Here is a 5,532-nt window from a genome sequence, read left to right on the forward strand (position 1 = left end):
ACCACGGATGCAGGGGGTCTATGCGAGGCACGGTTGGGCGGACCTTGATCGCACTAACTGGAAGGGCTTCGACACAACTCTGATGGCTCGCGATCTCTAAAGGCGCTGCGAAGGCCGTGGCGGAATGAGGCGCTCAAGAGGAGCAGCGGCTGGATCGACTCGGTGAAGCCGTGATCCAGTTCAGCATAATGTTCGATGATGCCGGCCTGCAAGATGCTTCAAGCTGGTCCGCAATCTGAAGCAGATGTATCCGAACACCGACGCGCTTGGGCGAACGGCTCAAGCTGTATGTTGAGGAGAACTTTCCCGACTAAACCCGTCCACCGCCAGCCTGATCTTGTGCGCGGTATGGTCAATGGTGATGCAGTTTATCCTCGTCAGCGCGCCGCTGGTCCTGAAGAACAGTTTGTGGCCGAGCTTTAGCTCGGCGTCGACGCGGTGGTGCCCCTTGATAAGCATGCCGTCGAGGTTGGTCTCGCCGATTGCATCGCCGGCTTCGTTCACGATTGTTCGGATCATTTCGCCTCTGTGATGTGCTCCGGCGCCGCCGCGATGGTTCGCAGTCTACCCAACCTTGTGCCGGCCCCGGCGTTCCAACCCAGATGTACCCGAGCAATGATACACTCGGCGAGCGCATCAAGCTTTATCATGGCCGGCGTATGCCAGGCCTCCCGGGCGAGGGGATGTTCGTTGTCTATGGCGCGCAATGCGATGATCATAGCCGGATAGCCTGCACGGCACCGGGCTCGCCTGAAATGGCGCGCTGCGGGCTACCGAAGTGGTCTATCGTGATCCATTCGCGGTCAAGTGTCGGCTCATAGAGGTCGAAGCCGTCAGGGCCGGAAGCGACGACCGGCATCTCCGGATCGAGCTTCTGCAGCTCAGCTATCAGGTCTTTGACTTTCATGGGCTTGCTCGTTGCTAGTCTGCGCCGCGGTGCCGGAGCGGCCATGCTGGCTTCACAGTCCTCTGCGGCCAGGTCGCTACCGAACCGAAGCAACACATCTTCAGCGCGGCGGCCATGAGGCTTACAATGGAGCCGAGGACAGGAAACGCATCGCTAACTTTGGGCTCTGCTCTTACCGCCTCCATCCAACGCGCCCGGCGTTGCTGACGTTCCTATAGACTGGGCAGCCGCTCTCCGCCCAACGCTCGCCGCCCACGTAGATGTAGGCCTTGAGCGGTGGCCGGTCGGAATGGTTCGGGTGTGCAATGACCTCGATGGTCGGGGTAATTCGAAAGTGACCGGCCGACTTTCTAAACGCCGTTTTAGACCCACAGGCGGCCTCGGCTGCCGACCGATTCCGCTTCACAATGCGCAGTTCCTTTGTTGAAGCGGAAAACTCGGCTCCTCATTGAAGGCAGAGGTTGTTGGCCGTGACCAAAGCAGATATCCGCGCCGGTTTGCCGGCGGATCGGCCTTTCAGCGATGCGCCGCCAGCCAAGCGATGATGCTTGGCCCGTCCTGCAAGAATTCCGAGGTGCTGCAATGCAACGCCGTCTCGCCGGGGTTTTTGATGAGCGAGACATCCTTGGTAGGCAACGCATCAAGCAACGGTTCAATCGAGGCGAGCGGTGCAACCTTGTCTGCCGTGTTGACGGTCGCGAGGGTCGGGACGTCGAGACATGACGGGCCAATCGTGCGACCCAGCACGGTGAGAGTGCCGCGACAGAACTGGTTTTCCCGATACAGCGATTCGGCAATCTGATGGACCAGCCTCCCCGGGAGGGGGGCCTCGTCAAGAGCCCAGCGCGCAACCCGCGCATGGACATCCAGCGCCCGCAAGTCGTCAATGCTCATTGCCGCATCCATCAACCGGGACCATACGAACGTATCAGGGGCGACGAAAGCGCTTGCATGCGACAGCAGCGAGCCCGGGATGATGTCCGCTTCACTCTGATCAGGCGGAATCATCGAGACGAGCGCATCGCGAAATCGGTTCGTCGCTGGTTGAAAGCAAACGGGCGCGCCGAGAAGCAATAGACCGCGGACAGCTCGCGGTTCGCGTGCGCTAAAGGCCGCCGCCAACGTCCCGCCAAACGAGTGGCCGATCAGGAAGAGCTTTGTCGCTTACGCGGCCATCGATCTTACGCGGACGTACGAGCCCGGCGCGTTTTCGATAACCGGTAACTTGCCGCCGCCCGGTTCGCGGGCAGGAACGCGGCCTGCATCAAATTGCGTGACCCATTCGTCCCAAAGCGGCCACCACGAGCCTTGATGAGGCGTAGCGCCGGCGAACCATTCCTCCGGACTGGGCGGCAAATTGTCGTTCGCCCAGTGGCCGTACTTGCTGCCTGGCGCGCTGATCACGCCAGCCATATGGCCCGCAGCGGATAGAACGAATTTGACCGGCCCGGAATACAAGCGTGTCGCCGCATAGGTCGATTCCCACGGCGCAATGTGGTCTTCGCGCGTGGCCAGAATGAAGGCCGGAGTCCTGATTTTCGACAGATCGATCGGCATATCCGCCAACGTGATACCGCCGGGTTTTGCCAAGAGATTTTGCTGATACATCTTGCGTAAATAGAATGAATGCATCGCCGCTGGCATGCGCGTCGAATCCGAATTCCAAAACAAAAGATCAAAGGGTATCTGTTCCTTGCCGAGCAAATAATTGTTGACGACGAAAGACCAGATCAGGTCGTTCGCGCGCAACATATTGAACGCCGTCGCCATATCTTGCGCTTCCAGATAGCCGCGCTCGCGCATCCGCCTTTCGAGAGATGCCAGTTGCTCTTCGTCGATGAAGACGGCCATGTCTCCGACTTCGGTAAAGTCGACGAGCGTCACGAAATAGGTGGCGCTCGCAATCCGGTCGTCGGCCTTCGCGGCCAGAAAAGCCGCCGTCGAGGCAAGCAGGGTTCCGCCGAGGCAATAGCCAATCGTGTTGACGCTACGCTCACCGGTCGCGGACTCGATCGCGTCCAGTGCGGCCAACGGTCCCTCGAGCATGTAATTTTCAAAGCTCTTTTCAGCGAGCTTCTCATCGGGATTCACCCAGGAGATGACGAACACCGTATGCCCCTGATCGACGGCCCATTTGATGAAGGAGTTCTTCGGCTGAAGATCGAGAACATAGAACTTATTGATCCACGGCGGCACGATGAGGAGTGGCCGCCTCCGGACTTCTCTGGTCGACGTCGCATATTGGATCAATTGCATAAGCTCGTTCTGGTAGATGATTTTTCCTGGCGCCGTTGCGATGTTTTCGCCGAGGCGGAAAGCCTTCATGTCGGTCATTGTAATCGCAAGCCGACCATCGCCGCGTTCCAGATCGACGAGAAGGTTCTCCAAACCACGTAGCAGGTTTTGTCCGCCAGACTCCAGCGTCGCGGTGAGGACCTCCGGATTGGTCGCGACGAAATTGGAAGGTGACAAAGCATCAACGAATTGGCGCGTGTAGAAATCGACCTTACGAGCGCTGGCCTCGTCCATGCCTTTAGTTTCGCGGATTGCGGAAAGAAGCGACTTCGCCGCAACGAGATAGCTGTCCTTCACAAAGTCGAAGATAGCGTTCTCGCTCCAGTCCGGATGCTTGAAGCGTTTGTCTTTCGGGGGACCGGCCTCGCGTGCACGCAGCATGAGCATGCGTTCCGCGGTTTTCTGCCAGATACCTAGCGTGTCGTAGAATAGGTTGATCTGGGCGCGGGCGACTACCACCGGGTCGGTCATCATCTTTGTCACGAGCTCGAAAAAGTCGAACCCGAGCGTTGACGTGTCGCCCATGCCGAACTTGACCGCGTCCGGCTGATGCGACACAAAGCGCTGCATCAGGAGCTGGCTTTGTTTCGCGATGTTCTGCAGTTGCGCCGCAAGGGCAATCGGATCCCAGGTGGGCTGCATCTGTTTGTCGGCCATAGCTCCCTCCTGTCATTGTCAGGCTTTACCAGAGCCGTTCGATTAGGCTCCAAAAGACTAACATTCGATTGGGTGCGGTTGGAGAGCGATGAATCACCGTTTCGCCATCAGGCGAACCTTGGGCAATTGGCCAAACGCAAACGCTACCGTTGTCGAGACGATGACCGGCAAGCGCCGCTCAAACGTGCTGCGATGCAGCTAAGCGTTGTGCATTGCGGGAGTTCCTTCTTGCGACGTCATCCCAAATATTTCTCCAATGTAGGTAAGGGGGAGCGGAGCTTCCGTCTCTGCAATGCTCCAAGGTAGGGGCTCGACGCGCAAGTTGTCGCCCGTCGGCTTCCTCGCCGCTGGTACTCTCCAGATCTCAGACCCCGCATTGATACGTCTGAGGGGACTAGGGCGCTCGCTTACTCTAATGCGATTGGCTTAAGGTGCGTTGGCCATGGCGTCGATGGCGGACTGATGAGGATTTCGCACCAATGGAGTCAGCTGGCCAACTGATAAGCAAATTCGACAAAGCTTATCAGTCCGCCGTGATTCTCGGCGCGATGGCATCTCGCTGATCTTGATTGGCCCCTCCATGGGAGCCCTCCACGGGAGGTCCTACGCCAGCTGCAACTGCAAGAAATTGCCACCCCGGCAGACCAATCCGCATTCGAGCTGTCACGACCGTGCTGCTGGGATCGCGCTGGGAGCGGTAGGTTTGCAGCACTGCGAATCGCACAGAAGCCATCCCGGTTTGTTCGCCCGGATCATCCGGCGGCGATGCCAGTGATTACATGGTCCGCAACGGCAGGGCCGGGCGAGACCCTGCAGAAGAACCAAGATCCGAGCGGAGCTCTGCAGTCTTTCTGCTCTGCAAGTAGATCCAGATGATCCGCGCCATTTAGTTGGCGAGCGCAATGGTTGCCGAACACGCGCGGTTTGCGCGCCAGCATCTGTGCGAGCCACGACTGCCTTTGGCGCGCCGCGTCGGCTACCGTTGCACGAGGGCGCTGTGAGCGTGCGTTCATCATTTATTGGGCTATGCGCTCAGCTTACCTCACCGTTGGTGTTCGAGCTTCAGGCCCGGCTCGTGCCAGTCAGGGCCGCCGAAGCAGACGTTGTCACGAGACGATCCGGCAGCCCGAACGAGTTCTTTCGGCGCGCCGGAGAAGCTCCGCCGCGCATCCCAGCTGCCATATTCTCTGGTCCCGGACTGCAAGGAGAGCACCGGTGTGTCGCTGAAATCGGTCAGCAGCAGCATGGGCGCGCTGGAGAGCAACGCCTAGATCGTGCCGATCAGCCCGTTGCCGAGCACCCCAGTCGTTGCATGGCATTTCAGCGACGTAGTTCCAAGACCCGGGACGAGAAAGGCTGGGCGGACGCAGACTATCACGCGGATCAAGGCCGATCGCGCGCCGATAACTGAGCGTCGATTTCGTTCATAGCGTTTCGGCCCTGCCGGCGTGCGCAAGAGTTGTTCACACCAAGGTGCAATTGAGCCACCAACTTCAGGGATCTACACCCACGTCGTGGCGATAGATGACTGAAAAAGTGCGTTGATGATTCCGACCGAAGGCATCGAGGTCGATCGATCGCCCCCAGGAAACTATCGGAAAGCAGCGAGAGTAGTTCAGATGGCGGACTTCGCCGCAGCTGTCGTTGTGGGTGCAACAGCATTGCGGCGCTTC

The 5,532-nt window shown here is 58.9% G+C and carries 6 protein-coding genes; all 6 read right to left on the reverse strand.

The features are described from left to right. Positions 1 to 279: 279 nt before the first annotated feature. A complete protein-coding gene (locus tag ACZIRK_RS44490; RefSeq protein ID WP_028168715.1) occupies positions 280 to 519 on the reverse strand; it encodes a hypothetical protein in 240 nt (79 codons plus the stop codon). A 196-nt stretch (positions 520 to 715) separates the two neighbouring features. Next, the gene (locus ACZIRK_RS44495; RefSeq protein WP_130231321.1) at positions 716 to 907 is read right to left on the reverse strand and encodes a hypothetical protein; all 192 of its coding nucleotides are present in this window, start codon (positions 905 to 907) and stop codon (positions 716 to 718) included. A 516-nt stretch (positions 908 to 1,423) separates the two neighbouring features. Then, a complete protein-coding gene (locus ACZIRK_RS44500) occupies positions 1,424 to 2,056 on the reverse strand; it encodes a hypothetical protein (RefSeq protein WP_474419763.1) in 633 nt (210 codons plus the stop codon). A gap of 15 nt (positions 2,057 to 2,071) precedes the next feature. Further along, positions 2,072 to 3,859, reverse strand: a complete 1,788-nt coding sequence (locus ACZIRK_RS44505; RefSeq protein WP_474419760.1) for a PHA/PHB synthase family protein — start codon at positions 3,857 to 3,859, stop codon at positions 2,072 to 2,074. Positions 3,860 to 4,901: 1,042 nt separating this feature from the next. Then, positions 4,902 to 5,105 carry a hypothetical protein gene (locus tag ACZIRK_RS44510; RefSeq protein WP_130231317.1) on the reverse strand — a complete coding sequence of 68 codons (204 nt, stop codon included), beginning with the start codon at positions 5,103 to 5,105 and terminating at the stop codon, positions 4,902 to 4,904. A 247-nt stretch (positions 5,106 to 5,352) separates the two neighbouring features. After that, on the reverse strand, positions 5,353 to 5,532 hold a 180-nt coding region (locus ACZIRK_RS44515), incomplete at its 5' end, for a hypothetical protein (RefSeq protein WP_474419762.1).

This window comes from Bradyrhizobium sp. Leo114, assembly GCF_055229415.2.